The following is a 25223-nucleotide window of genomic DNA, read 5'->3' as shown; positions in this document are numbered from 1 at the left end:
ATGAACCTCACCGCCTTTGCCGTTCGCCAGTGGCAGGTGACGCTGGTCGCCTTTCTGCTGCTGGCAATGCTCGGCATCTCCGCCTTTCTGTCGATCCCGCGCTCGGTCGATCCGCATTTCCCCAATGCGGTCACCGTGGTGACCGTGGTGCTGCCGGGCGCCGATGCGGCAGAGATGGAAGAGACGGTCGCCAAGCCGATCGAGGACGCGCTGCAGGGCCTGGACGATGTGCGCGAAATTCGCTCCACGTCGAGCGACAGTACGGCGGTCGTCTCAGTCGAATTCATGCACGGGACCGATGCCGAACAGGCGCTCGACCGCACCGTGCGCGAAGTGCAGGCGATGCGCGACCGCTTGCCGCAGGGTATCCAGCGCATCGCCTATCGCCGCCCGCGCACGACCGAGGCGGCGGTGCTGCAGCTTGCCCTGGTCAGCGACGATGCCTCGTGGCTGCGCATGACCAAATATGCCGAGGATATGCGCGACCGGCTCAATGTCGTGCCGGGCGTGCGCCAGACCGTGATCGACGGGGCGGCGCGGCCCGAGGTGCGCGTCGCGGTCGATGCGGCGCGGCTGGCGGAGACGCGGATCGCCGCCTCCGCCGTCGCCACTGCGATCCGCGCGGGCGGCGTCGACTTGCCCGCCGGCACGGTCAATTCAGGCGAGCGGCGGCTGAACATCGATGCCGGCGGCGCCTATCGCACGCTTGAGGCGGTGCGCGACGTGCCGGTCCGCGCCGGTGACGGCCAGCTGCTACGCGTCGGCGATGTGGCAAAGGTAGGATGGTCGGAGGCCGAACAGCTTCACATCGCGCGCTTCAACGGCAAGCGTGCCCTGTTCGTGTCGGTGCGGCAGAAGGATAATGTCGATGCGGGGACCTTGCGCAACGCGCTGGTCACCGCGGTCGACGGCTATCGCACGCAATTGCCGCCCGACATCAAGCTGGAGGTCGCGTTCGACCAGAGCCGCGACATTGCCAAGAAACTCTCCTTGCTGGCGCGTGATTTCGCCATTGCGCTGGCGCTGGTGCTGATCACCATCCTGCCGCTCGGGCTGCGCCCGTCGCTGATCGTGATGATCTCGATTCCGCTGAGCCTGGCGATGGGCGTGCTGCTGCTCTCGCTGTTCGGCTATACGCTCAATCAGATCAGCATTTCGGGCTTCATCCTCTCGCTTGGCCTGCTGGTCGACGATTCGATCGTGGTGACCGAGAATATCGAGCGCCATATCCGTGACGGTGATCCGCCCGAGACCGCCGCGATCACCGCGACGCAGGAGATCACCAAGGCGGTGCTCGGCGCGACCGGCGTGCTGCTGTTCGCTTTCCTGCCGCTCTGCTTCCTGCCCGAAGGATCGGGCGATTTCGTACGCGGCTTGCCGATGGCGGTGATCCTGACCGTGGCGAGCTCGCTGGTCGTGTCGCTGACCGTCATCCCGTTCGCCGCCAGCCGCCTGCTCAAGCCGGAAAGACATGGCGGCAACCGGCTGCTCCAGACCATTACCAACGGGATCGAGCGGATCTATTCGCCGGTGCTGCACCGTGCGCTCGACGCGCCGCGGCGCTGGTTCTGGGGCGCGATGGCGGTGTGCGTCGGCGCGTTCGCGCTGGTCCCGGTGCTGGGGTTCACCCTATTCCCGGCGGCCGAAGCGCCCTATTTCCTTGTCCGGGTCGAGACGCCCGAAGGCAGCGGCATCGCCACCACCGATCGCGCAGTGAAGGCGGTTTCGGCGATCCTCGCGCGCGAACCGGCGATCGTGAACCGGATGGACAATGCCGGGCGTGGCAATCCGCAAATCTATTACAACATCATGCCGCGCGAGGAGCGCGCGCGCTACGGCGACATCTTCGTCACGCTGAAGGACTGGCACGCGCACGACTCGCCGAAGATGCTGGCGCGGCTGCGCAAGTCGCTGGCCGATTTCCCTGATGCGCATGTCAGCGTGGTCAATTTCGAGAATGGCCCACCGCTCGAAGCACCGGTCGCGATCCGCGTCAGCGGGCCTAATCTGGAGGTCCTCAAGACGCTTTCCGGCGAAGTGGTGCGGGTGATGCAGTCGGTGCCGGGCCTGCGCGACATCGACAATCCGATGGCGTTCGACCGGATCGATCTCGATCTCGGGCTCGACGACGCCAAGGCCGGATTGCTGGGCGTCGCACCGGGCGAACCGCGCCGCGCGGTCCGGCTCGCGGTGAGCGGCGAGCCCGCAAGCCTGCTCCGCGATGCCGAGGGCGACAGCTGGCCGGTGACGGTGCGCCTGCCGATGGGCGACAGCCAGCCGGTCTCCGTCCTCAAAAGCATCTATGTGCCGACCATCGCCGGCGGATCGGTACCGCTAACCGAGATCGCGACACCGACGCTGAAGAGCGTACCGCCGCTGATCACCAGACTGAAGTTGCAGCGTACGGTGACGATCACCGCGTTCAACCAGCCCGGCTATCTCGCCTCGCGGCTCAACCCGATCGTGGTCGAGAAGCTCAAGAGCATCAAATTGCCGGACGGCTATGCCTTCTCGGTCGGCGGCGAGGCGGAGGCGGCGCAGCGCAATTTCGCCGGGCTCGGGTCGATCATCCTGCTCGCGATATTCGGCATCATCGGCGTGCTGGTGCTGGAGTTCGGCCGTTTCCGCGAGACTCTTGTGGTTGCCGGGGTGGTGCCGCTCGGGCTGGTCGGCGGGCTGGTCGGGCTGTTCCTGACCGGCAATTCATTGTCGTTCCTGGCGATCATCGGCTTCGTCGCGCTGATCGGGATCGAGATCAAGAATTCGATCCTGCTGGTCGATTTCACCACTCAGTTGCGCGCCCGCGGGTTGCCCTTGCGCGAGGCGATCGAGCGCGCCGGCGAGATCCGTTTCCTGCCAGTGCTGCTCACCTCGGTCACTGCGATCGGCGGCCTGTTGCCGCTCGCGCTGAGCGGATCGTCGCTCTATTCCCCGCTTGCCTGGGTGATCATCGGCGGACTGGTCAGCTCGACCGTGCTGAGCCGGATCATCACGCCGGTGATGTACCTGCTCGCGGTGCGCGGCGATGAGGCGCGACGGCTGGCCGCGCTTCAGGCGCAACCGGCATAAGGCAGGCGCAAGCGGAATCGCTTCGGCGCGCGTAAATCATCGAAGCTATGTGCCCCGGCGGCGTCCGCCCCACGTGTCTGGCCCGCGTGCCCGGTCGATGCTCGTCAGTCCGAGGGTTGAGTGCAATCCAAACTATACATAAGGCTGCCCCATGCGCCCATGAGTATAGGGAGATGCCAGTGCCAGGAAAGTTTACCAAGCGATATCCGGGTTATGATGCGGTGCTCGACACAGACCGCTGCTCACCACGAAACAACGCCGATCTGACGCTCACAATGCGCCTGGGATTCCGCCAGATCAACCCGATGGCGGGCGCGGACACCGGCACCTATCACGATTCTGGCGACCCAACGAAGGAACTGCGCCAGATCGTCAAATGGAAGGACGGCGAATGGGCCGCCTGGAAGCGTAATTTCTGCCGTTCGGCGCAGGATTTCTGGGATAAGAAATTCTGGCTCGACAACCGGACCGGCGATTTCCCGTTCCAGCATGGAACGGAGATATATATTCCCAATATATTCTGCCGGTTTGAGCTGATCGGAAACGACGACACGCTCGGCACGCACCATGTCGCGATCGATGTCGTCCGCCTTGCTGACTCGGAGAATTTTTTCCGATCAAATTCCCGACTGTTCGACAGCAAGGACCTGGTTCCGTACACGGCCTCATACGATAGCAAGAACAAGCCGATCATGCAGCGCGCGCATGTGCATGAAGTGGGGCATCTGCTTGGCCTGGGGCATGTCGCGATCGGCGGTCCGGGATGCCCGGCGGATGGAAATACCAATCTCACCCCCTGTTACGGCGTGAATGACGAGGACAAGCATTCGATCATGGGCGCCGGCATGCGCCTTGATGCGGTACATGCCGCGGCTTGGGTGAGAGCCTTTAACGATCTGGCTGCCACCCCGGCTTCGGCGATTTTCAGGCCCTCGCTCACGCCGCCAATCTATGCGCCCCCGATCATGAAGACGCTGCCGGTTGTGGCGGTGATGTCGCACATTTACCCGCGAAACATCGCCGAGTTCGAGGCGGGTGCGCGGCTGAAAGCGCTCAAGCGCGGAAGGTAGACTCTCCATGACCATTGCATTGCGATCGATCTTTCCCCGGCTGTCGTGCTTCGCCGTGCTGCTCATGGCATGGTCCGGCCCGGTCACCGCCGCCAAATCATCGTCTTCAAAAAAGGATGCCGTCATGTCGCAACAGCGCTGCGCCAACGACTCGCTTGCCCGGTCGACCTGCATGATCCGCATCATTCTCGACGATCTCCATGCCAGCTTCCCGGGCCTGGGGGGCGGCGGCATCTCGCAGATCAAGGCGCTGACCTCGACTTCCTATGTCGTCTCGCTTCCCCGTGAGGAGCGAGTCCAGTTGCTGACCTATGAATTCGACGTGCGGGACGGCGTCGTGAAGCTCAAGCAGCGCAGCGAGTCGGTCGAAAGTTCCTGACGGCTTTTACCCTCAGCCGCTCAATTCCGGTCTGAGCCGAAAATCCGCACACGCTGCGAGCCAAATTCGCATCGCGCGCGGTGTTGCGCTCCCGCCCCAACCTGCCTAAAAATGCCCTTCGGGCGACCGCGTGGGTCGCCCTTTGCTTTTCAGGAGCACTGTCATGCCGATCACCCCACTCATGCCCGTCTATCCCCGCTGCGGGGTGCGGCCGGTGCGAGGCGAGGGCGTGTATCTCTATGGCGAACAGGGCGAGAAATATCTCGACTTCGCCAGCGGCATCGCGGTCAATGCGCTCGGTCACGGTCATCCCAAGCTGGTCAAGGCGATCGCTGACCAGGCCGCGACCCTCATGCACGTCTCGAACCTGTACGGGTCGCCGCAGGGCGAGAAGTTCGCACAGCGGCTGGTCGATGCCAGCTTTGCCGACACGGTTTTCTTCACCAATTCAGGCGCTGAGGCGGTCGAGTGCGCGATCAAGACGGCGCGCCGCTACCACTTCGTCAATGGCAATCCCGAACGCCATGACCTGATCACCTTCGACACGGCATTCCATGGCCGCACGCTCGGCACGATCAGTGCGACCAACCAGGCGAAGATGCGCGACGGGTTCGAACCGCTGCTGCCGGGCTTCAAATACGCCAATTTCAACGATCTAGAAGGCGCGCTGGCGCTGATCGACGACAATACCGCCGGTTTCCTGGTCGAACCGATCCAGGGCGAGGGCGGCATTCGCCCGGCGACCAAGGAGTTCATCAAGGGCCTGCGCAAGGCGTGCGACGATCACGGCCTGCTGCTGGTGCTCGACGAGGTCCAGGCCGGCTATGGCCGCACCGGCAAGCTGTTCGCGCATGAGCTGTACGGCGTGGTGCCGGACATCATCGCCGCGGCCAAGGGCATTGGCGGCGGCTTCCCGCTCGGCGCCTGTCTCGCGACCGAGGAAGCGGCCAAGGGCATGGTGATCGGCACGCACGGATCGACCTATGGCGGCAATCCACTGGCGATGGCGGCGGGTGAAGCGGTGCTCGACGTGATCCTCGAGCCCGGTTTCCTCGAGAATGTCGAAAAGATGGGCGCGCGGCTGCGCCAGGCGCTTGAGCAGATGCTGCCCAATCACGACCATCTGTTCGATCATGTACGCGGCCATGGGCTGATGCTCGGCATCAAGCTCAAGTCCGACAGCCGCCGCTTCGTCGCGCATTGCCGCGACAATCATGGCCTGCTGACGGTGGCGGCGGGCGACAATGTCGTGCGCATCCTGCCGCCGCTGGTGATCGACGAAAGCCATATCGCGGAGTGCATCGAGCGGCTGAGCGAGGCGGCGCGGGTCTATGTGCCCGCCGCGGACGATTGAGCTACCGTCATTTCCTCGACCTGTCGGATGCCGGAGGCGACGGGATCGCGGCAATGATCGCCGACGCGCTCGACCGCAAGGCGCTGCGCATCGGCTGGCCTAAAGGGCGCGCGGATAGCGATGCGCCGCTGGCCGGTCATGTGCTGGGCATGGTGTTTGAGAAGAACTCAACCCGCACGCGCGTGTCGTATGACATGGCGATGCGGCAATTGGGCGGCAGCTCGATCGTGCTCGATGCGGGCACCACCCAGCTTGGCCGCGGTGAGACGATCGCCGATACCGCGCGCGTCCTGTCGGGCTATTGTGACGCGATCATGATCCGCACTGACGATCATGCCAAGATCGAGCAGATGGCCGAATATGCCAGCGTGCCGGTGATCAACGGCCTGACCGACGCGTCGCATCCGAGCCAGATCATGGCTGACCTGCTGACCGTGATCGAGGCGGGCAAGCCGCTGCCCGGTCTGAAATGGGCGTGGCTCGGTGACGGCAACAATGTGCTGGCGTCGATCATGGAAGCCGCGGCGCTGATGCATTTCGACGTCGTGGCGGCCTGCCCGCAGGGGTTCATGCCGTCGGAGAGCGATATCGCGCGCGGACAGGGGCGCGCGCGCGTCGTCGGGACCGCGGCGGAAGCGGTCGAGGGCGCCGATGTCGTGGTCACCGATACCTGGATCTCGATGGGCCAGGACCATGCCGAGACCAAGCTCAAGGCGATGTGGCCCTATCAGGTCGACGAGGCGCTGATGGGTAAGGCCAGGGCCGATGCCGTGTTCATGCACTGCCTGCCCGCACACCGCGGCGAGGAAGTGACCGACGCGGTGATGGACGGGCCGCAATCGCTGATCTGGAAAGAGGCGGAGAACCGCATGCATGCGCAGAAATCGATCCTGCGCTGGTGCTTCGGGCAGATCGGCTGAGAGCCCGTTTGAAAATTCGCTCTTTCGCGAATTTCAAACAGGCTCTGAATATCCGTCGAGTTGTCTCGCAGATTCTAGCGCCTATCTTCCGTCATCCCCGCCAAAGCGGGGATCCCGCTGCCTTTGCGCAGCGTCAGTAGAAGAAGCGGGATTCCCGCTTTCGCGGGAATGACGATGGAAGACGATAACCTTAACGACACCGACCGCGCGCTCGGTTTCACCATTCCCGCGCGGCATGCGCGCGGGCGGATCGTGCGCCTCGGCCCGGTGCTTGACACCATTCTCGCCGCGCACGCCTATCCGCCCGCGATTGAGGCGCTGCTGGCGGAGGCGCTGACGCTTGCCGCGCTGATTGGCTCGACCCTGAAGGACGCTGGCGGCCAGCTTACCCTGCAGGCGCAGACGGATGGCGGCGTGGTCAAGCTGCTGGTGTGCGATTACAAGGGCGGCGAACTGCGCGGCTATGTCGATTTCGATGCGGAACGGCTCGCTGCAGGACCGGAACAGCCGACCTTGTTCGCGCTGTTCGGCGCCGGCTATCTCGCCATCACCTTCGATCAGGCGGCGACCCGCGAGCGTTATCAGGGCATCGTACCGCTCGACGGCGATACGCTGGCGCAGGCGGCGCAGAATTACTTCGTCCAGTCGGAACAGATCCCCACGCTGGTGAAGCTCGGCATCACAAGGCAAGCTGATGGCAGCCATGTCGCCGGCGGGCTGTTCCTGCAGCATTTGCCCGAGGGCGAGGAGGGGCGCGAACGCCTGCACACGCGGCTCGATCATCCGGAATGGGAGCATGTCGCGATTCTCGGCGGGACGATGGGGATCGATGAGCTGGCCGATCCGGCGCTGTCGCTCGAGACGCTGATCTGGCGATTGTTCAACGAAGAGGATGAGGTGCGCCTGTTGTCGGAAGTCGCGATGACACGCGGCTGCCGTTGCTCGCCCGATTATATCGCGCAGGTTCTGGGCAAGTTTCCAGTCGAGGAACAGCGCGCCATGGCCGGCGATGACGGGATGATCACGGTCGATTGCGCCTTTTGCGCACAAAAATTTCCCGTAGCGGTGTCAGATGTCGTTTTGTGACAATCAATGTCGTTTCGTGACCGTTATTGTAACTCCCCGGCGTCTTCCCCAAATGAACCGGGGGTGCCGATAGGAGTCGCGTAGGTCGCGGCCATCGACGGGTGGAATTGAAAAGATGCGGCTTTCGACGATGATCCGCCCGGCACTGTTCGGGTTGCTGTTTCTGGGTGGTGTGGCTGCTGCCGAGGGACCTGCCGCTGCGCCGCATCTCGCCGCGCTTGACGCGATTGAGCAGGGCCAGTGGCAGCTGCGCGAAGTCGGCGGCCCCGGTTCGCGCAGCCTGTGCGTTGCCGATCCGCGCGTCCTGCTCCAGCTGCAGCACAACAAGGCACAATGCTCGCGCTTCGTCGTTGCCGACACGGCCAATTCGGCGATCGTCCATTATACTTGCCCGGGTGCCGGGCATGGCCGCACCACCATCACCGTCGAAACCGGGCGCCTGTTCAAGCTTCAGACGCAGGGTATCGCCGACGGCGCACCCTTCGACATGAGCTATGAGGCGCGGCGGACCGGCGCGTGCGGCGCCGGCACCGCGTCTCGTTAAGACCTTGTTTACCACTCAGGTGATAAGGATTGCGCGTGTCATTTACGGACACGCTTTCTTCCCTAGAGGGCTCCAGGAGGAGCCACCCCTGGGTCGCTTACGGGCGGCCCGTTTTTTTGCTCAGGGTTGCGGTGACGGGCCAATGGTCCTAGCGCGGGTCGCATAATGACATCTGCAGATACTTACGCGGTCGTCCTGATCTCGGGCGGTCTTGATTCGATGGTCGCGGCGGCGCGTGCGCGCGAGGACGGGCACCGGCTGCTCGCGCTGTCGATGGACTATAACCAGCGCCACCATGTCGAGCTTGCCGCGGCGCGGCGCATCGCTCACTTGCTCGGGGCGGAGCGCCATATCGTTATGCCGCTCGACCTGTCCGCGTTCGGCGGGTCGGCGCTGACCGCCGATATCGCCGTACCCAAGACCGGGGTCGAGGCGGGAATTCCGGTCACCTATGTCCCGGCGCGCAACACGATCTTCCTCAGCCTTGCGCTGGGCTGGGCTGAAGCTGCGGGCGCGCGCGACCTGTATATCGGGGTCAATGCGCTGGATTATTCAGGCTATCCCGATTGCCGTCCCGAATTCATCGCCGCATTCGAGGCGTTGGCTGAACTCGCCACCAAGGCCGGTGTCGAGGGTGCACCATTCCGTATCCACGCACCGCTGCAGCATATGACCAAAGCCGATATTGTGCGCGAAGCCGCCCGGCTCGGGCTTGATGCCGGGGTCAGCTGGTCATGCTATGATCCGGCTCCCGGCGGGGTGCATTGCGGGCGTTGCGATTCCTGCCGGTTGCGCTCGAAGGGCTTTCAGGATGCGGGCCTGCCCGATCCGACCGCCTATGCAGTAACCCCCTGAGGCGCATTCAAGATGAGCTACGCCGTCAAGGAAATGTTCCTCACCCTGCAGGGTGAGGGCGTGAATGCTGGCCGGCGCGCCGTGTTCGTGCGCTTTGCCGGCTGCAACCTGTGGTCCGGCCGGGAGCAGGACCGGGCGAGCGCAATCTGCCAGTTCTGCGATACCGATTTTGTTGGCGTGGACGGGCTTGGGGGCGCGAAATTCGCCACTGCCGACGCGCTTGCCGAAGCGGCGCTCGGCTTTTGGGGTGGAGGTGATACCAACCTCTTCGTCGTGCTGACCGGTGGCGAGCCCATGCTTCAGGTCGATGATGCGCTGGTCGACGCCTTGCATGCGCGCGATTTCGAGATTGCGATCGAGAGCAACGGTACGTTGCCGGTTCATCCCGGCATTGACTGGGTGTGCATCAGCCCCAAGGCGGGGAGCGAGGTCGTCCAGCGCTCAGGCGATGAGCTGAAGCTGGTCTGGCCGCAGGCCGGCACCGACCTGGACGATATCGAGCGCTGGGACTTCGATCATTTCCTGCTGCAGCCGATGGATAATCCACAGGCGGCCGCCAATCATGCGGCGGCGATCGCACTGGTCATGGATCGCCCGCACTGGCGGCTGACAATCCAGACGCATAAATTGCTGGGCCTGCGCTGAGCTGTCCAGCAGGCAAGTCTGGGTCGCGTGCGCGCCCGATCATCGTGTCTGAGCGCAATGGTTCCAAGTTAAGTATATGATATACAATTAATTTATTGGATTCTCGTCGGACCGACAACGGACGAGATCTGCAACAACCGGTGTCCCATATCTCTCGTCGCTCGCTCACGCAGCTCCGTTGCGGCGATCCAACTTTCATACAGGATTGGGCATGTCATCGCGCACCCGCGCATGACCTGAGCCGCAACAGGCGCTCGATATCCCTAGTAGCGCGTCACCCATTGGACATCCGGCCCGCATTTTTTCGGATTCCATATGCCTTGTTTGGTCCAGCATATCGCGTCGAGACGGGGCAGGACCATGCGGCGGTCGAAGCGCATGCCGCGGGGAAAGCGCTGTTCGCCATAAGGGATCAGGCTGTTGCGCAAGGAGCGCATCCGGTTGCTCGCGACTTCGTGCAGCGATCCGCGCGGCGCAAAAATCGCCTCGCGGCCGACTGAAGCGGCCGTCTGGCAGAAGCCGAATTGCGCCGACGCGGTTGAGAAACTGCCATAGATGCGCGTCCCGAACTGATCGAGTGCCAGCTGGCCGGCCTTGGGCCCTTTGGCCTTGTTGATACGGATGAAATATTTGCTGAGTGTGTCGTAGGTGGTCTTCAATTCGTCGCGGTGGTCGCGCAGCATGGCATTATAGTTCGGGACGGTCAGCAAGGTCGGTTCGAACTGACATTGCAGCGCGGAGATATTCAGCGCGGCGCGCAAGCTCCAGACAAGCGATGCGCGAAGCTCCGCGTCGGTCGCGCCGGGCAGTTCGATCCCGATACCTGGTTCGTCGCCGCGCACCGGCGCACCACTGAAATCGCGGGAAGCCATGAAGAATTGCGCGGATGCCGGTGTTGTGGCGAGCATGCCGGTGGCCATGAAGGCCGCAACGAAAATTCGCACCACAGTCATCACAAACCTCTCACAGTCGCACGCAGACCGGTTAGGGCCTTTTGCCCGCGGTCCCAAGCATTTTTACCATGATTCCATACCCTAGATGCCGGAACACCGCCCGAGACCATGGTATGTCCTGCATCGAAATGCGGAACTGGAATCGAAAGGGCCGCCCGGTTTCCCGGACGGCCCCCGAACATAACAACCCGGGGGTTGATTACATCGCGTTCGTGGTCGTGGTCGTGGTCGAGTTCGACACAACGGTGTCGTTCGACACAACGGTGTCGTTCGCCAGAGCCGCGCCATTGTCGGTGCCCGCGCCGTCGACGGCGGTCATGTTGTCCGAGGTCATGGTGTCCATGCCTTCGGTGGCGTTCAGATCGGTAACCAACGTGTTGTCGGTGGTCGTCGTGGTGGTCGGGCCGCAGGCCGAAACCGCCAGAGCCGCGCCAACGATCATGGCTTTGGTGATGAATGCACGCATTTGGAAAGCTCCCTAGATAATGGATCTGGATGGCCTCGAGACCTTAATACCCAAACCGTGGTGGACATTAGACTTAATACGGGTGTGCCTCAAGCCCAGTTTTCTCGCCGAGAAGAAACTGTATCAAGGAACGCGTCAGCGCCCAACGCCAAAGCCGCATCAAAGGTTGCAAAATCCGTTGGTTTTCCGAGGTTCCTGGCGCTGGTCACCGGAAACTCAGGGAGTCCGCACGGGACGATTCCGCTAAAATGCGAGAGGTCCGGGGACAGGTTGACGGAGAAGCCATGCATCGTGACCCACTTCTTCACCCGCACGCCGATCGCCCCGATTTTCGCCTCGCGCCCCGCATCGAGCGTCCAGATGCCGATCCGGCCGGGTGCTCGAAACGCCTCGATCCCGATCACGCCAAGGGCGTCGATCACCCAGCCTTCAAGCGCATGGACGAAGCGGCGCACGTCGCGCCCGCGCTGGTTGAGGTCAAGCACGATATAGCCGATCCGCTGTCCCGGGCCGTGATAGGTATAACGCCCGCCGCGCCCCGCATCGATCACCGGGAAACGCGGGTTGATCAGCTCGGTGGGGTCGGCGCTGGTGCCGGCGGTATAGACTGGCGGATGTTCGAGCAGCCAGGCCAGTTCGCGTGCGGTACCGCTTGCGACAGCCTGCGCACGCGCCTCCATTTCAGTCAGCGCGGTGGCATAATCGACCGGCTGTGGCGCCACGCGCCATTCGATGTGGTTGGGAAAGCTACTCACATCGGTGCAATTGGGCCAGCGCATGCACTTGTGCAAGCATTGGCAAGAGCTGCGTGGCTGGGCTAACAGCACAGCAAGCGCGAACGACGCGCCCGGGAGTCGCATCTGATCATGGTCAACATGGGTAATGTCTGGGATCGCGCGACCGAATTTCTGAGCGACAATCTGTCGGCGATCGTGCCCATCGCCTTGTTCGCGATCTTCCTGCCCTTGTCCCTGCAATCCAATCTTCAACCGCTTGCCAGGACCGCGCCGTCGGCGACGGTCGCGATCAACATCATCTGGTACGTCGCGGCGATCATTTCGCTCTGGGGGCAGATCGCGATCATCGCCCTGGCGATCGATCCGGCGGCGGGGCGCCCGGCGGCGATCCAGGTGGCCAACAAACGTGTCGTACCGGCGATCGGAATCATGCTGCTGCTGCTCATCGCCTCGGTGTTTCTGATCGCCCCGATCGGCGTGGCGATGGGCCTTGCGGGTTTTGACTTCGCGGCGGCCGTAGCGGGGAGCAAGCAGGATCTGCCGCCCGGCGTCGCCGGCTTTATCGCCATCTATGTCCTGATACTGACGGTCGCGGGCTGCTGGATCACCGCGCGCCTTGGCCTGATCTACCCGGTCATCGTCTGGGAGCGCCGCGGCGTGGGGGTGTTCCGCCGGTCGTTCATCCTGACGCGCGGCATCGTGTGGAAGATCATCGGCGTGACGATCCTGTTCGGCGTCGTCGCCGGCGTCGCGATCATCGCCGCGCAACTGGTCTTCGGCTCGATCCTGCGGCTGGCGATGGGCGGAGAGGGCGATATTTCCGTCGCGACGGTGCTGACATCGGTCCTGGTCGGTGCGGTGACGACCGCCTTTATCGTGCTATACTCGGCTTTTAGCGCCAAACTGTACCTGGCGGTCCGCGACCGGCGGGAAGCCATCGTTGAATCAGTATGATTGCGCGACGTGACATGAAAAACGGATTCCAATGAAAAATAATATGGCGGGCGTGCTCGCCGACGCATGGGCAATGTGGAAGTCCGATCGAGATTTGTTGGTCCGGATTGCCGGATTGATTTTTTTCCTGCCGCGGTTCGCCGTTCTTGTGCTGACGCCGTCCTTTGTGGCGCCGCCGGCTTTCCCGGGATTCGAGGCGAAGGAAGCGGCGCTTCAGTCTTATACAGCGGCCAGCCAGCAATGGTTTCTGACCTATGGCACGGGTCCGGTGTTGATTTCGCTCATCACCCTGTTCGGGGTGCTGGCGGCGACCATCCTGTATCTCGGCAATCATCGGCCGGACACCAGGGCGGCTCTGGGAACAGCCATACGCCTGCTGCCTCGCTATATCCTTGTCGCGATCCTCTTGGCGCTGCCGCTCGAATTATTCGTGAAGGCCTCGCCGCTGCTCATTCTCCCGGCCCTGTATCTGGCCGGCAGGTTGCTGCTCGTGACGCCTGCGTTCGTCGCTGAGCAGCCGATCGGCATTCTCGCAACCTTCCGTCGCAGCTGGACCTCCACGCAGGGGCTGGGGCTTTCGCTGACCGGGGTGGCGTGCATCGCCATTTTCGGCGGTTTCCTCTTTGCTCTGCCATTGGCGCTGATCGGGACCAGCCTTGATGGCGCCCCGATGGCCAATCCAGTGGTTGCGGTTATTATCGATGCTGGCACGGCCGCCATATTGTCCGCCGGCGTGGTGGCTGCGATCCTGATCCAGGTGGCGCTTTACCGGCGATTGGCGTCGAGGCCGGTGTCGAACATGGGGATCTGAGGCGCGGCATCACGCGGCAGTGCACCGGTGAGGCGCGGATCGGGAAACGTCTCAACGGTGCGCTGGATCGGTTCAAAGCCGGACTTGCGATAGAAGCCCAGCGCCGACGAGTGATCGAGGGTGCAGGTATGCACCCAGACGCGGTCGATCCACTTGATCCAGGCACGGGTCAGCGCCTGTGCCATCAGCCAGCGGCCATGGCCCTGTCCGGCCAGTTCCGGGACCAGCCCGAAATAGGATAGTTCGCAGGTGCGTGGCTCCCGGAAATCCAGTTCGAGCATGCCGACCTCAACGCCGGCCGGATCGACGACGGCGAAGATGGCGACATCAGGATCGTGGATGATCCGGGTCAGCGCGCCATCATCCATGATCAGCCGCGAGAACCATAGCCAGGGCGCGCCGACCCGGCGGAACAGCGCACGGTATTTGTCGGGCGCGGGCCGATCCCACACGACCAGCCGAAGGCGGGAGTCGGGCAGGGGACGCGCCGGCGGACGTTTGCGCATCTCCAGCGTCGTGACGATCGTCGCCACTTCGCTGTTGGGGACTGGAGTCAGGCCCATGTGGCCGTCGGAGGCAGGCTCATCAGGATTGCATCGATGTTGCCGCCTGTCCTGAGCCCGAACAATGTGCCGCGATCATAGACCAGGTTGAACTCGGCATAGCGGCCGCGCCACGCGAGCATCGCCGCAATCTCCGCATCGTCGAAGGGTGTGTTCATGCGCTGCCGCACGATTCGGGGATAAGTATCGAGAAACGCACGGCCGACATCCCGGGCGAAGGCTAAGTTGGCGGCGAAATCGCCCTCCAGATGATCGTAGAAGATGCCGCCGACGCCGCGGTGCACGCCGCGGTGCGGAATGTAGAAATAATCATCGGCCCATTTTTTGAAGCGCGGATAATGGCCTGCGTCATGGGCATCGCATGCGGCCTTGAGCGTGGCGTGGAAATCGGCCGTGTCCTCCTCGCGCGGGAGCGGGGGATTGAGGTCGGCGCCGCCGCCGAACCAACGCTTGGTGGTAACCAGGAAGCGGGTATTCATATGCACGGCCGGCACATGCGGATTGGCCATGTGCGCGACCAGGCTGATGCCGGTGGCGAAAAAGCTGGGATCCTCGTCCGCGCCATGGATTGATTTGGCGAAATCGCCTTCGAATGTGCCCCCGACGGTCGAGACGTTGACCCCTACCTTTTCGAACACCTTGCCCTTCATCACACCGCGTACGCCGCCACCTCCGGGCGCGCCGGACGGATCAGTACGGTCCCAGGCGATATACTCGAAGCTGGCATCGGATTCGGCCTCGCGCTCGATTTGCTCGAACTCGGCGCAGATCAGGTCGCGCAGCTGTTCGAACCAGCCGCGTGCCTGAGTCTGTTCTCCATCCATCTCGATGGCCATCTCGATGCCAGTCTCGCTCACGCGGGATATCCTCCGGTCTGCCGCAATGCTTCGCCGAGCGCGATGCCCGTCGCGACCGCGACATTCAAGGATCGCATGCCTGGCACAAGCGGTATCCGCACCGCCAGTTCGGCGCGCGCATGCACATCGGCGGGAACGCCGCTGCCTTCCGATCCCATCAGCAGCACATCATTAGCGTCGAATCGCACCGTATCGAGGCGTTCTCCGCCGCGCGTCGTTAACAGGACGATCCTGCCGGTCACCTGCGCCTCGAACGCGATCCAGTCGGCATGGCGCGTCACGATTGCAGCGGGGACATAATCCATCCCGGCCCGCCCAAGGGCGCGATCGGAGAATGCGAATCCCATCGGCTCGATCAAATCGACGCCGACGCCTAGGCACGCCGCAGTGCGCAGAATCGTGCCGACATTGCCGGCGATATCGGGTTGATAGAAGGCAATGCGCATGTTTCGCGCATATCCAACCTCGTCACTGTCGCAACAAGCCTAAAATGCAGTTGGCAAAGCCGTCCGCTCGCGTCTATCAGGCCGCCAGCCTCCGTGGGGACGGGACAGGCGGGCTGAGGGCAATCTTTCTGCACGACGCCTCGCCACCGTTCGAACGGGTCAAGAAGTGCAAGGGCAAGTGAATGGCAATTGTTGATACCGCGGTGCCGCCCGGGGAAGACCCGGCTCCTTTCCACGAACATGTGGATGACCCGCGTCGCCGTGACTTCATCAATATCGCAGCGGTCGCCTGGATCGGTGTCGGCGGCGCGGTCACCGTGCTGCCGCTGCTCAACCAGATGAACCCGTCGGCCGATGTGCTCGCGCAATCGACCACCGAAATTGATCTGTCGAAGATCGTTCCGGGTCAGGCGATCAAGACCTCGTTCCGCAAGCAGCCCCTATTCGTGCGCAATCTGACGCCGAAGGAAATTGCCGAGGCCGACGCGGTCGACGTCAAGACGCTGCGCGACCCGCAGACGCTCGCCGAGCGCACCAAGGAAGGCCATAAGAACTGGCTGATCACGCTGGGCGTGTGCACCCATCTCGGCTGCGTGCCGCTGGGCGCGGGCGAGGGTGAGATCAAGGGGCCGTTCGGCGGCTATTTCTGCCCGTGCCACGGCTCGGCCTATGATACTGCCGCCCGCATTCGCAAGGGTCCGGCGCCCACCAATCTGCACGTGCCGGATTACACTTTCTCGTCGGACACGACGGTCGTCGTCGGTTGAGGATCCAGATATGAGCTTTCCCTGGGCCAAGCATTATGCGCCGACCAACCCACTGATGAAGTGGGTCGACGAACGGCTGCCGCTCCCCCGTCTCGTCTACAACGCCGTCGGTGCGGGCTATCCCGTGCCGCGCAACCTCAATTATTTCTGGAACTTCGGCGTCCTCGCCGGTGCCGCGCTTGGTATCCAGATCATCACCGGCATCGTCCTCGCCATGCATTATGCGGCGAATGGCGGCGTGGCGTTCGATTCGGTCGAGCACATCATGCGCGACGTCAATGGCGGCTGGATGCTGCGCTATGCGCACGCCAATGGCGCGTCGATGTTCTTCATCGTGGTTTATGTCCACATGTTCCGCGGGCTCTATTACGGCTCGTACAAGGCGCCGCGTGAGATGGTATGGCTGCTCGGCGTGGTCATCTTCCTGCTGATGATGGCGACTGCCTTCATGGGCTATGTGCTTCCCTGGGGTCAGATGAGCTTCTGGGGTGCGCAGGTCATCACCGGCTTCTTCTCGGCGATACCTGTGGTCGGGGAAACGATCCGCGTCTGGCTGCTCGGCGGTTTTGCGCCGGACGATGCCGCGCTGAACCGCTTTTTCTCGCTCCATTACTTGCTGCCGTTTGTGATCGCGGGCGTGATCATCCTGCACATCTGGGCGATCCATATTCCGGGATCGAGCAATCCGACCGGCGTGGAAGTGAAGGGCGAACAGGACACCGTGCCGTTCCACCCCTATTACACGGCGAAGGACGGCTTCGGGCTCGGCATCTTCCTGCTGATCTTCGCTGTGCTCCTGTTCTACGCGCCGAATTATCTCGGGCACCCGGACAATTACGTCCCGGCCAACCCGCTCTCGACGCCGGCGCACATCGTGCCCGAATGGTATTTCTGGCCATTCTATGCGATCCTGCGCGCCTTCACCGTCGACTTCATCCTCCCGGCGAAGCTGTGGGGCGTGCTGGCGATGTTCGGCTCAATCCTGCTGCTGTTCTTCCTGCCCTGGCTGGACAGCTCGCCGGTGCGTTCGGCCAATTACCGGCCGACCTATCGCGTTTTCTTCTGGATCCTGATGCTCGACATCCTGATCCTGGGCTATTGCGGCGGTTCGCCGGCCGACCCGGTCTATGTGATCCTCAGCCAGATCTGCGCCGCTTATTATTTCGCCCACTTCCTGATCATCATGCCGATGATCGCGCGCTCCGAACGGCCGCGGCCGCTGCCCAATTCGATCACCGAAGCGGTGTTGTCGAAGCATGGCGGCACCAGCCCAGCCCAGAGCCCAGCCAAGTCCGCGCTGGCGTAAGCGAACAAGAGGGATATCGACATGGTTCGCTTCATCGCATTGCTCGTCGGGGCCGCCTTTGCCGGTGTGCTCCTGCTCGCACTGGGCAGCTCCGTTTATGGCGTGATCACCGATCCGCCGGCGGCGACCGCCGAGCATGAATTTCATCTGCATCCAGATCAAGACAGCAAAAAGCAAAAGAGAGAGATAGAATTCTCTTTTGATGGCGTGTTCGGTAAATATGATAACCGGCAGCTGCAGCGCGGCCTGCAGGTCTATAAGGAAGTCTGCTCGGCGTGCCATTCGCTCCGCCTGGTGTCTTTCCGCGACCTTGAGGGCATCGGCTACAACGAAGCGCAGGTGAAGAACTTCGCCGCCAGCTTCGACACGATCCCGTCGATCAACCCGGACACCGGCGAAGCATCGACGCGCAAGGGCATCCCGTCGGATCGCTTCCCGTCGCCGTTCGCCAACGACGTCGCCGCGCGCGCCGCGAACAACAACGCGATCCCGCCCGACCTGTCGCTGATGACCAAGGCGCGCCATGACGGCTCGGCCTATGTCTATGCGCTACTGACCGGCTTCCAGAACCAGCCCGCAGAGCTGCTCAAGCATTTCCCCGATTCGAAGACGCCGCCGGGGCTGCACTACAATCCCTATTTCGCGAACCTCAATCTCGCGATGGCGCCGCCGCTGACCGCCGAGGGCCAGGTTGCCTATCTCGACGGCACGCGATCGACCGTCCCGCAAATGGCTCAGGACGTCGCGGCGTTCCTGACCTGGACCGCCGAACCGAAGCTCACGGCGCGTCGCGAGACCGGCTTTGCGGTGATCGGCTTCCTGCTGGTCTTCTGCGTCCTTGCGTGGGGCGCGTACCAGAATGTCTGGCGCAACGTTAAGCATTGAGGGTGTCTAACAGCACCCCCAACGCTGCCAATGACGACCTGAAGGCGCTGATCCGCACGATCCCCGACTTTCCGAAGCCGGGGATCATGTTTCGCGACATCACGACCCTTTTGCTCGATGCTCATGGCCTCGCGCAAAGCGTCGAGCGTATGGCCGCAGCCACCAGCGGCAAGGTCGATCTGGTCGCGGGGATCGAGGCACGGGGCTTCCTGTTTGCTGCGGCACTTGCGCTGCCGCTCAGGGCCGGCGTTCTGCTGATCCGCAAGGACGGCAAGCTGCCCGGCGCCACGATCGCTGAGGACTATGCGCTCGAATATGGCACTGACCGGATTGCGATCCATGCCGATGCCTGCACCCCCGGCGCCAACGTCCTGCTGATCGACGATCTGATCGCGACCGGCGGCACGGCGCGGGCCGCGGTGCGCCTGTTGCGCAAGGCAGGCGCGATCGTGACGCAAGCGCAGTTCCTGGTCGACCTGCCCGATCTGGGCGGTGCCGACGCGCTGCGCGCCGATGGTATCCATGTCACCTCGCTGGTGGCTTTTGACGGGCATTAAGGGCTGACGGGCCACGGGCGGGCGGAACAACGCCCGCAGGATCGTCGTTTTACATCGCAAGCGGTGCATTCTGCCGCATGATGCTCGGGAGAGTGGCGATGTTTTCACCCCGGATCGGCCGCAGGATCGGCCTTGCTGCCTTTGCGCTGGCCGCCGCCATGGGCCTTGGCGGCTGCACTGACGGCTATGGTTATAACGGGGTCTCGCTTGGCTATAATGCGGGCGGCTATGGTGGTTATGACGGATATGACGGCGGCTATTACGACGCCGCCTATTATGGTGGCGGGTATGGCGGAGGCTATGGCTGGTACGGCGACTATTATTATCCCGGCACAGGCTACTATGTTTATGACCGCAACCGTCGGCCGCATCGCTGGAACGATGGGCAGCGCCGCTATTGGGAGGGGCGTCGCGACCGTCGCGGCGACCATCGTCAGAGTCGCGGCAATTGGCAGAATTTCGACCGTGACCGCGGCGCCGGCAATCGCGACTATCGCCAGAATCGCTGGGGCGACCGCCAAGCTGTGCGCAGCGGCCAGGGGGCGCGCGAACAATTCCGTGCCCAACGCGGTGGAGACCGCCAGACTTTCCGCCCGGAAGGCCGCGGCGATCGCGGCGCATTCCGGCCGGGCGGTGGTCGCGGCCGGCGTAACTGAGCCGGTCTGATCAGGCCTTGGGGCGAGTCTGCACCAGGCCGATCGAGGTGAACGTCATCACCGGCACATCGTCCTGATTGAGCACTGTCATCCTGGTGCGGAAGCTGCCCATCTCGGGCCGGCTCTGCGAGGCGCGCTTCTCAAGGACTTCAGTCTCGCAGCGAAGCGTATCGCCGGGATAGACCGGTTTCAGCCAGCGCAGCTCGTCCACGCCGGGCGACCCCAGGCCGGCTTGTCTGTTGGCCTTCAGATTGGCGACGACCATTGACATGGCCATGCCGCAGGTATGCCAGCCGCTGGCGGAAAGCCGCCCGAAATGCGTCTTTGCCGCTGCCTCGTCGGAAAGATGGAAGGGCTGCGGATCGAACTTCTCGGCATAGGCGACCACCTCTTCGCGGGTGACCTGATAGCTGCCAAAGCTGGCCTTGGCGCCGACGGCGATGTCTTCAAAATACTGCATGATATCAGTTTCGCAATGAAACTTGCTTCGCGCAAGCCCGAACTTAACGCTTGGCCGCATCCCATGTCGCTGTGCTGCCATCGCCCCGCGGCGCTGTAATGCCGAGCACGCCGGCGAGCAGCGGCTGGATATCGACATTGTCGAACGCGGGCAGCACGCGGCCGCTGGCAAAGGCCGGGCCGTTGGCGATGAACAGCGCCGCCATGACCGGGTCGGCATTGTCATAGCCATGGTTGCCGCTTTCGGAACTCTGGGTCGGTCCGTTCTTGTTGATGAGCCAGCCAGTCTCGGCAAGGCAGAGATAGGGAAGTATGCGCGGGTTCGTGCCATAGGCGAAACGCGCCGGGATCTCCGCCTTGCGCCAGCATTGCAGATGGTCGTGCGGCGCGAGCAGCCGCTTTTCCAGTGCCGCTTCATGCCCGGGAATGGCGGCGAGCGTGGCATAGGGTCCGGACTCGACCACGCGATAATCGGCCGGGTCGGCAATCTTGTCGAGCGCCACGACCCTCTCGCGGCTGGTCGCCGCCATGCCATGATCGGCGACGATCACCAGATTGACGGGCTGGCCGAGCGCCTTCAGTCCATCGACAAGCTCACCGATTGTCGCGTCGATCTCGCCGACGACAGCGGTGGTACGCTTGTCGTCGGGGCCATAGAGATGGCCGGCCGAATCGACCGTATCGAAATAGAGCGTCACGAAACGCGGCCGGATCGCCGGCGGACGGCGCATCCAGTCGAGCACGGCGGCAACACGCTGGTGACCCGACACCGCCTGGTTGAATTGCTGCCAGTCATCAGGACGCGTGCCGCCGGTCACTGTATTGGGCCATTTCGCCGCACGCGTGCCGCCGATCGACACGTTCGATCCAGGCCAGAACATCGTCGCGGTACGGATGCCGGCCTTGTCAGCGGTCACCCAGAGCGGTTCGGCCTCGTTCCACCAGAAGGGATCATCGGTCGCCATGGTGAAGGTCTCGCCGGGCCTGGCCGGATCCTCCATCGTGTTGGCGACGATACCGCTATGGTCGGGGCGCAGACCAGTGACGAGCGTATAATGATTGGGGAAGGTCTTGGACGGGAAGGACGGCCGCATCGGCGCCGTCACCCCATCCGTCGCCAGCTTCGACAGCACCGGCGTCACGCCGCGCGTCAGATAATCGGAACGGAAGCCGTCGATCGATACCAGGATCGTCACTGGCGCGCGCACTTCGATGGCAACGGCAGGCGCCGGCGAATGGGCCGGGGCAGTGACGCAGGCCTGAAGGGCCACGCACAGAGCGGCGGCAGCGATACGGCTTATCCAGTGCATACCAGCCCCCTGCGTCAATCCTGCGTCACCCATATGACATCAGACAGGGTTTCAGACATTGAAGCGGAACAGCATCACATCGCCATCCTGCACGACGTATTCCTTGCCCTCGGAGCGCAGCTTGCCCGCATCGCGCGCGCCGCTTTCGCCGCTGAGCGCGACATAGTCCTCATAGGCGATCGTCTCCGCGCGGATGAAGCCGCGTTCGAAATCGGTGTGGATCTCGCCCGCCGCTTGCGGTGCCTTGGCCCCGACATGCACGGTCCAGGCCCGCGCTTCCTTCGGCCCGACGGTGAAGAAGGTGATCAGATGGAGCAGCGAATAGCCGGCGCGGATCACACGGGCGAGGCCGGTTTCCTCCAGGCCCAGCTCGGCAAGGAATTCGCCGCGCTCTTCCGGCGCCATGGTGGCGATCTCGGCCTCGATCGCCGCCGAGACGATCACGGCTTCGGCACCCTCGGCCTTGGCCTTTTCGAACACGCGTGCCGACAATGCGTTACCATTCGCCGCATCGCCCTCATCGACATTGCAGACGTACAGAACCGGCTTGGAGGTGAGCAACTGCGCCTGCGCGAAAACGCGCGCTTCTTCCTCATCCTTCGGTACGGTCAGACGTGCGGGCTTGCCTTCGCGCAGCAGCTCAAGCGCCTGGCCGAGCACTGACACCGCGATCTTGGCTTCCTTGTCACCCTGCGCCGCCTTCTTGGCGAAATTGGGCACGCGCTTTTCCAGGCTTTCCAGGTCGGACAGCATCAATTCGGTCTCGACCGTCTCGGCATCGGCGATCGGATCGACCTTGCCCTCGACATGAGTCACATCGCCATTCTCGAAGCAGCGCAGCACATGGACCACGGCGTCGACCTCGCGGATGTTACCGAGAAACTGGTTGCCGAGACCCTCGCCCTTCGACGCACCGCGCACCAGGCCGGCAATGTCGACAAAGCCGAGCTGCGTCTCGATGATCTTGGCCGAACCCGCGATTGCCGCAAGCTTGTCGAGCCGCGGATCGGGCACCGCGACATTGCCGACATTCGGCTCGATCGTGCAGAACGGATAATTTGCCGCCTGCGCCGCGGCCGTCTCCGTCAGCGCGTTGAACAGCGTCGACTTGCCGACATTGGGCAAGCCCACGATACCGCACCGAAAACCCATCTTATCGCCTTGATCGTCTGAAGCCGGTCCACCCGGCGGTTGGTGACGCGCGATAGGGGGTTCGGACGTCGAGCGCCAGTGCTGCGTTACAGGGCGGCGATCGGTTGTTTCATCTCTCCGGACCGCACGTCGGTGATGGACATGCCGGTGGCGCGTTCCTCGTGCATCTTCGCCAGAGTCAGATGAACTCGGGCGACCGAGGGATCGACCGCGCTATGGGCGCGGATCGTTTCCGCCTGTGCGCGTTGCTCGTGATATTCACGATCGTCCAACAGCATAGTCGAATCCTTGTTCGAGTCGTTGGCCCCGGCAAAGGCGACTATATCCGAAATCGCAGCGATCCGCCTTAACATCGATCGAGGCGACTGCCGGATTCAGCAGAGAGCTCCGGCTTGAACGGAGAGATGCGAACTCTCGTCAGCGTCATCTTGATCATCGTCCGCCAATCGACCCTCGTCGAAGCTATGTGGAAAGCAATGGACAGAAGCTTAGGCGGAGTCTGCACTGGAAAATCTAGTTAATTGATCGTCAGTTCTAATTCTGGTTGAACGCAGTTTTAGTGATTCGACAAATCGTTATAGCCATGAGATAATAAACAACGATCGAGTCGAAAGAATCTTTTGAAGATCAGCAGGGCAGAGTACCCCTCTTTGGTCCCGATCATCATTTGACGGCCATTATCTTGCTTACGTGTGGATTGTGTACGTCGGAATATATATGGAACGCAATGATCAATGTGCGGTCAATCATGACGCAGGAGCGCCACAAGGAGATCTCGTTATCAACTACCCATAGGAAGAGGATGTTGAGCATGAAAATGATCACAAAGATTGCTGTTTCGGCACTCGCGCCGGTCTTTATGGCTGCGGCCGTTACACCTGCGGCAGCGCAGAACATCGTTTCGCCGCCACCTGGTACCAATATCATGATATTGGGAATAATGACCAGCAGCGGCCTCGGGTCAGGTCCCATAATGGGTGGCGCGAGTAACCCCGGTTGCCCATTCACGCTGTATGGTAAGATTCTAACCGCAACTCGCGGTGTTATTCAGATAGACACTGTCGTGAGTTGCAAAGTATTTACTGTTCCGATTTTTTTTAGATTCACCACTGCAACAACGGGAAAGATAGATCGACTAGAGGCTATTGGCCTGTCTCCATTGCTCCCGACTTTAAAATGTGGTGCGACTAATGTGCAGTATACGTGGACAAATCCACAAGATGCTCATGTTCCGCAAACCACTGGAAATATACCGCCTGCATCTGGGGCATGTAATTTCAAAATTGATTTCATCTTCTCTCCGGGCATTACTGTTTAGTAGATAATTAAAAGCAATGGTGTGAGAAATTGTTATCAAATGCCCTACCGGACAGTGTGGCATGTGTCATGCCGCGTTGTCCATATCCTTCGCTCTATTCGTAATATTGTTGTCGATCATGCATAGGAAGAGGATACCGAACATGAAAAAGATTACGAAGATTGCCGTGTTGGCACTTGCTCCGGTCTGCATGGTTGCGATCGTTATGCCTGTGGCGGCTCAGAATATTGTTTCGCCGGCACCCGGTACCAACATAACGATAGCTGGGATATTAATCAATAATGGCCCACCGGGACCGGGACCGGGGGCGGGTGGTCCCGGCAACCCCGGATGCCCATTTACATTGAATGGGAAGGTGCTGTCGGCAAGCCCTGGAGTTATTCAGGTTGATAGTGTCGTGAGTTGCAGGGTATTCACTGTTCCCATATTTTTCAGATTCTTGTCTGCTACATCGGGAAAAATAGATAGGCTCGAAGCTACTCGATTATCTCTCTTTTCCATGAATGAAAAATGTGGGGCCAGTAATATAATGTTTTCATGGTCTAACCCAAACCATGCTTACGTCCCGCCAACTGTCGGGAATGTTCCCAGCCTGCCGGGATTTCCCGCATGCTCACTTGAAATTGATTTTTACACTTCATCTCCCATCATTGTTCAATAGGTAATTGCCAATGGTGGAAAACGGATGGTCGACTGACTCAACCGGGCGGCGTGGCGCGCTCCATATCACGCCGTCAATACTTCTCGCTTGGGCTGAGCCATCCAACCTGTGAACCGTTTCAGCGCGTGCCAGAGCATCGGGCGCATCGTCAGACCGACGCAGGTCATCCACGCGGCCTTACGCTGAGGGCACTGCAGCAAGGTTGGTTCGACAGTGAGAAAGAGCGTGCCGGTATAAGCCCGGCAAGCGATCCATGCCCGAACCCGTGTGATGGTTGAATCGCTGTCGCTGCAGGCTGTTGGGACGGCGCTGGGAGGATCGGCGACGGGAGATATGGGACACCGGAAATGTCCGATATCTCTGGCCGCTTCGCGCGACATTTGTATAATATATCATTATATATCAGATACTTAATGAAATACTATGCCATGGGCGCCGGCCCG

At 62.1% G+C, this 25223-nt stretch carries 28 protein-coding genes; 18 read left to right on the top strand and 10 right to left on the bottom strand.

The annotated features are described in order from the left end of the window. The 9 genes from ACRECS_RS14970 (at position 1) to queE (ending at position 9922) form a co-directional block, all read left to right on the top strand. A complete protein-coding gene (locus ACRECS_RS14970; RefSeq protein WP_431583748.1) occupies positions 1-3069 on the top strand; it encodes an efflux RND transporter permease subunit in 3069 nt (1022 codons plus the stop codon). Positions 3070-3116: 47 nt separating this feature from the next. After that, positions 3117-4139 (top strand): hypothetical protein, encoded by a 1023-nt coding sequence (locus tag ACRECS_RS14965; RefSeq protein WP_431583747.1) that lies wholly within the window; start codon positions 3117-3119, stop codon positions 4137-4139. Positions 4140-4146: 7 nt separating this feature from the next. Next, positions 4147-4518 (top strand): hypothetical protein, encoded by a 372-nt coding sequence (locus ACRECS_RS14960; RefSeq protein ID WP_431583746.1) that lies wholly within the window; start codon positions 4147-4149, stop codon positions 4516-4518. A gap of 163 nt (positions 4519-4681) precedes the next feature. Continuing rightward, positions 4682-5872 (top strand): aspartate aminotransferase family protein, encoded by a 1191-nt coding sequence (locus tag ACRECS_RS14955; RefSeq protein WP_187760361.1) that lies wholly within the window; start codon positions 4682-4684, stop codon positions 5870-5872. Then, complete coding sequence (gene argF, locus ACRECS_RS14950; RefSeq protein ID WP_431583745.1) at positions 5869-6792, top strand: ornithine carbamoyltransferase; 924 nt, start codon at positions 5869-5871, stop codon at positions 6790-6792. Before ACRECS_RS14955 ends, argF begins: the two co-directional genes overlap by 4 nt. Before the next feature lie 174 nt (positions 6793-6966). Then, on the top strand, positions 6967-7878 hold the full coding sequence (locus tag ACRECS_RS14945; RefSeq protein WP_431583744.1) for an Hsp33 family molecular chaperone HslO: 912 nt from the start codon (positions 6967-6969) through the stop codon (positions 7876-7878). 115 nt (positions 7879-7993) lie between these two features. Beyond that, positions 7994-8422, top strand: a complete 429-nt coding sequence (locus ACRECS_RS14940) for a DUF3617 domain-containing protein (RefSeq protein WP_431583743.1) — start codon at positions 7994-7996, stop codon at positions 8420-8422. 165 nt (positions 8423-8587) lie between these two features. After that, positions 8588-9277: a 7-cyano-7-deazaguanine synthase QueC gene (gene queC / locus ACRECS_RS14935; RefSeq protein WP_431583742.1), complete on the top strand. Its 690-nt coding sequence runs from the start codon at positions 8588-8590 to the stop codon at positions 9275-9277. A gap of 12 nt (positions 9278-9289) precedes the next feature. Beyond that, positions 9290-9922, top strand: coding sequence for a 7-carboxy-7-deazaguanine synthase (gene queE / locus ACRECS_RS14930; RefSeq protein ID WP_431583741.1), 633 nt, complete (start codon positions 9290-9292; stop codon positions 9920-9922). Between the two features lie 263 nt (positions 9923-10185). On the opposite strand, the gene ACRECS_RS14925 is transcribed toward queE, so the two are convergent. From ACRECS_RS14925 to lipB, 3 genes are all read right to left on the bottom strand, one after another. Then, positions 10186-10875 carry a hypothetical protein gene (locus tag ACRECS_RS14925; RefSeq protein WP_431583740.1) on the bottom strand — a complete coding sequence of 230 codons (690 nt, stop codon included), beginning with the start codon at positions 10873-10875 and terminating at the stop codon, positions 10186-10188. A 199-nt stretch (positions 10876-11074) separates the two neighbouring features. After that, positions 11075-11341 (bottom strand): hypothetical protein, encoded by a 267-nt coding sequence (locus ACRECS_RS14920; protein WP_431583739.1) that lies wholly within the window; start codon positions 11339-11341, stop codon positions 11075-11077. 89 nt (positions 11342-11430) lie between these two features. Next, positions 11431-12120: a lipoyl(octanoyl) transferase LipB gene (gene lipB / locus ACRECS_RS14915; protein ID WP_431583738.1), complete on the bottom strand. Its 690-nt coding sequence runs from the start codon at positions 12118-12120 to the stop codon at positions 11431-11433. Between the two features lie 87 nt (positions 12121-12207). Here lipB and ACRECS_RS14910 point away from each other — a divergent pair, with 87 nt between their 5' ends. Next, a complete protein-coding gene (locus tag ACRECS_RS14910) occupies positions 12208-13032 on the top strand; it encodes a hypothetical protein (RefSeq protein ID WP_431583737.1) in 825 nt (274 codons plus the stop codon). A gap of 43 nt (positions 13033-13075) precedes the next feature. Further along, positions 13076-13843 carry a hypothetical protein gene (locus ACRECS_RS14905; protein WP_431583736.1) on the top strand — a complete coding sequence of 256 codons (768 nt, stop codon included), beginning with the start codon at positions 13076-13078 and terminating at the stop codon, positions 13841-13843. Here ACRECS_RS14905 and ACRECS_RS14900 read toward each other — a convergent pair. From ACRECS_RS14900 to ACRECS_RS14890, 3 genes are read right to left on the bottom strand one after another with little or no spacing between them, the layout of a single operon-like run. Further along, the gene (locus ACRECS_RS14900) at positions 13798-14406 is read right to left on the bottom strand and encodes a GNAT family N-acetyltransferase (protein ID WP_431583735.1); all 609 of its coding nucleotides are present in this window, start codon (positions 14404-14406) and stop codon (positions 13798-13800) included. The two genes, ACRECS_RS14905 and ACRECS_RS14900, sit on opposite strands and share 46 nt — an antisense overlap. After that, complete coding sequence (gene hemF / locus ACRECS_RS14895; protein ID WP_431583786.1) at positions 14397-15242, bottom strand: oxygen-dependent coproporphyrinogen oxidase; 846 nt, start codon at positions 15240-15242, stop codon at positions 14397-14399. Before hemF ends, ACRECS_RS14900 begins: the two co-directional genes overlap by 10 nt. Positions 15243-15259: 17 nt before the next feature. Continuing rightward, a complete protein-coding gene (locus ACRECS_RS14890) occupies positions 15260-15709 on the bottom strand; it encodes a tRNA (cytidine(34)-2'-O)-methyltransferase (protein WP_431583734.1) in 450 nt (149 codons plus the stop codon). Between the two features lie 182 nt (positions 15710-15891). On the opposite strand from ACRECS_RS14890, the gene petA reads away from it, so the two are divergent. From petA to ACRECS_RS14865, 5 genes are all read left to right on the top strand, one after another. After that, positions 15892-16476, top strand: a complete 585-nt coding sequence (gene petA, locus ACRECS_RS14885; RefSeq protein WP_431583733.1) for a ubiquinol-cytochrome c reductase iron-sulfur subunit — start codon at positions 15892-15894, stop codon at positions 16474-16476. A 10-nt stretch (positions 16477-16486) separates the two neighbouring features. Continuing rightward, positions 16487-17782, top strand: a complete 1296-nt coding sequence (locus tag ACRECS_RS14880; protein WP_431583732.1) for a cytochrome b — start codon at positions 16487-16489, stop codon at positions 17780-17782. Between the two features lie 21 nt (positions 17783-17803). Next, positions 17804-18667 carry a cytochrome c1 gene (locus ACRECS_RS14875; RefSeq protein ID WP_431583731.1) on the top strand — a complete coding sequence of 288 codons (864 nt, stop codon included), beginning with the start codon at positions 17804-17806 and terminating at the stop codon, positions 18665-18667. 2 nt (positions 18668-18669) lie between these two features. Then, positions 18670-19224, top strand: coding sequence for an adenine phosphoribosyltransferase (locus ACRECS_RS14870; protein ID WP_431583730.1), 555 nt, complete (start codon positions 18670-18672; stop codon positions 19222-19224). Between the two features lie 98 nt (positions 19225-19322). Beyond that, positions 19323-19880, top strand: a complete 558-nt coding sequence (locus ACRECS_RS14865) for a hypothetical protein (protein WP_431583729.1) — start codon at positions 19323-19325, stop codon at positions 19878-19880. 10 nt (positions 19881-19890) lie between these two features. Here ACRECS_RS14865 and ACRECS_RS14860 read toward each other — a convergent pair whose 3' ends face one another. From ACRECS_RS14860 to ACRECS_RS14845, 4 genes are all read right to left on the bottom strand, one after another. Then, positions 19891-20340: a MaoC family dehydratase gene (locus ACRECS_RS14860; protein ID WP_431583728.1), complete on the bottom strand. Its 450-nt coding sequence runs from the start codon at positions 20338-20340 to the stop codon at positions 19891-19893. 43 nt (positions 20341-20383) lie between these two features. Beyond that, positions 20384-21649 carry an ectonucleotide pyrophosphatase/phosphodiesterase gene (locus tag ACRECS_RS14855; RefSeq protein ID WP_431583727.1) on the bottom strand — a complete coding sequence of 422 codons (1266 nt, stop codon included), beginning with the start codon at positions 21647-21649 and terminating at the stop codon, positions 20384-20386. Positions 21650-21700: 51 nt separating this feature from the next. Next, positions 21701-22801, bottom strand: coding sequence for a redox-regulated ATPase YchF (gene ychF, locus ACRECS_RS14850; protein WP_431583726.1), 1101 nt, complete (start codon positions 22799-22801; stop codon positions 21701-21703). An 86-nt stretch (positions 22802-22887) separates the two neighbouring features. Beyond that, on the bottom strand, positions 22888-23079 hold the full coding sequence (locus ACRECS_RS14845; protein ID WP_431583725.1) for a hypothetical protein: 192 nt from the start codon (positions 23077-23079) through the stop codon (positions 22888-22890). A 533-nt stretch (positions 23080-23612) separates the two neighbouring features. Here ACRECS_RS14845 and ACRECS_RS14840 point away from each other — a divergent pair. Further along, complete coding sequence (locus ACRECS_RS14840; protein WP_431583724.1) at positions 23613-24119, top strand: hypothetical protein; 507 nt, start codon at positions 23613-23615, stop codon at positions 24117-24119. A gap of 142 nt (positions 24120-24261) precedes the next feature. Then, positions 24262-24780, top strand: a complete 519-nt coding sequence (locus ACRECS_RS14835; protein ID WP_431583723.1) for a hypothetical protein — start codon at positions 24262-24264, stop codon at positions 24778-24780. Positions 24781-25223 lie beyond the last annotated feature (443 nt).

The organism is Sphingomonas sp. (genome assembly GCF_050725575.1).
Taxonomy (GTDB): domain Bacteria; phylum Pseudomonadota; class Alphaproteobacteria; order Sphingomonadales; family Sphingomonadaceae; genus Sphingomonas.
This window is presented reverse-complemented; position numbering and strand designations above follow the sequence as displayed.